A 2,113-nucleotide genomic window follows, 5' to 3' on the forward strand; every position below is an offset into this window, starting at 1 on the left:
CGCGGGTGCATGAGGCACCGGATGGTGTCGAGGGGCATCTGGTGACCGGCAGCGCCATCAGCGTGGTGTCCGGACGGGTGGCCTACACGCTCGGGCTCGAGGGCCCGGCGGTGACGGTGGACACCGCGTGCTCCTCGTCGCTGGTCGCGCTGCATCTGGCCGTGCAGGCGCTGCGTCAGGGCGAGTGCTCCTTTGCCCTGGCCGGCGGTGTGAGCGTGATGGCCACGCCGGGTACGTTCGTCGGTTTCAGCCGGCAGCGCGGGCTCGCGCTGGACGGCCGGTGCAAGCCCTTCTCGGCGGCGGCCGATGGTTTCGGGGCGGCCGAGGGCGCGGGGATGCTGTTCCTGGAGCGGCTGTCCGACGCGCAGCGCAACGGGCATCGGGTGCTGGCGGTTGTCCGGGGGACGGCGACCAACCAGGACGGTGCGAGCAGTGCGCTGTCCGCCCCCAACGGGCCGTCCCAGCAGCGGGTGATCCGTCAGGCGCTGGCCAACGCCGGGCTCACGGCCGGGCAGGTCGACGCCGTGGAGGCGCACGGCACGGGTACGAAGCTGGGCGACCCGATCGAGGCGCAGGCGCTGCTGGCCACCTACGGCCGTGAGCGCACCGCGGAGCGTCCGCTGCTGCTGGGGTCGGTCAAGTCCAACATCGGCCATACCCAGGCGGCCGCCGGCGTGGCCGGTGTGATGAAGATGGTGTTGGCGATGGAGCAGGGCACACTGCCCCGCACCTTGCACATCGACGAGCCGTCGCCGCATGTGGACTGGTCGACGGGTACGGTCGAGCTGCTCACCGAGGCCGCCGCATGGCCCGAGGGCGAGGAGCCGCGCCGGGCCGGGGTGTCCTCGTTCGGCATCAGCGGGACCAACGCCCACGCCATCATCGAGCAGGCACCGGCACCGTCCGCCACCCCCGAGGTGACGCGGGACGACGCCACCGAGGCGGCTTCCGGCTCCGAGGCGGCCGAGCAGGCACAGGCGCCCCGGACGGCGCTGCCGCTGGTCCCCTGGCTGCTGTCGAGCAAGTCCGAGGCGGCGCTGCGCGCCCAGGCCAGGCGCCTGTTGGACCATGTGGAACAGCGTCCGGAGGTGGCGGCCGGGGACATCGGACTGTCTCTTGCCACCACGCGGACCGCTTTTGACCACCGTGCGGTGGTGCTGGCCCAGGACCGTGCGGAGGCCGTCCGGGCGCTGGCCGGTCATCTCGCGGGCGGGGGCACTTCGGGGCTGGTCGAAGGTGTCGCCAGGCGCAGCGCCGGGGTGGTGTTCGTCTTCCCCGGTCAGGGTTGGCAGTGGGTGGGCATGGCGGCGGGGCTGCTGGATGCCTCGCCGGTGTTCGCCCGGCGGATCGAGGAGTGCGCGGCGGCGCTGGCGCCGTTGGTGGACTGGTCGCTGGCGGAGGTGCTGCGCGGCGGTCAGGGCGCCGCGGAGGCGCTGGAGCGGGTGGATGTGGTCCAGCCGGTGCTGTGGGCGGTGATGGTGTCGCTGGCGGAGCTGTGGCGCTCCTACGGTGTCGAGCCCGCGGCGGTCATCGGTCACTCCCAGGGTGAGATCGCGGCGGCGTGTGTGGCGGGTGCGCTGTCGCTGGAGGATGCCGCGAAGGTGGTGGCGCTGCGCAGCCAGGCGCTGCCCGTGCTGTCCGGGCGCGGTGGCATGGTGTCGGTGTCGCTGCCGGTGGACTCGGTGCGGGAGCGGCTCGAGGCGTGGGGTGAGCGGCTGTCGGTGGCGGCGGTGAACGGGCCCTCGGCGGTCGTGGTCTCCGGTGACGCCGACGCGCTGGAGGAGCTGCTGGCGGCGTGTGCCGAGGAGGAGATCCGGGCGCGCCGTATCCCGGTGGACTACGCCTCGCACTCCGCTCACGTCGAGAGCCTGGAAGCGGAGATCCTGCGCACTCTGGCCGGGATCGCCCCGCGGTCCTCCTCGGTGCCGTTCTATTCGACGGTGACCGGCGGGGTGCTGGACACCACGGAGATGGACGCCGGGTACTGGTACCGCAATCTGCGCGGGACGGTGCGTTTCGACGAGACCGTACGAGTGCTCCTGGACGAAGGCTTCCAGACGTTCGTGGAGGCCAGCGCCCACCCCGTCCTGACCATGGGCATCGAGCAGACGGC

Annotated in this window: 1 protein-coding gene; it reads left to right on the forward strand. The window is 72.7% G+C overall.

Annotated elements, in window-relative coordinates; genetic code table 11:
- A partial coding sequence (locus tag KN815_RS39730) for a type I polyketide synthase (protein WP_216346664.1) occupies positions 1 to 2,113 on the forward strand: 2,113 nt, incomplete at both ends.

The organism is Streptomyces niphimycinicus (genome assembly GCF_018883605.1).
GTDB lineage: Bacteria > Actinomycetota > Actinomycetes > Streptomycetales > Streptomycetaceae > Streptomyces > Streptomyces niphimycinicus.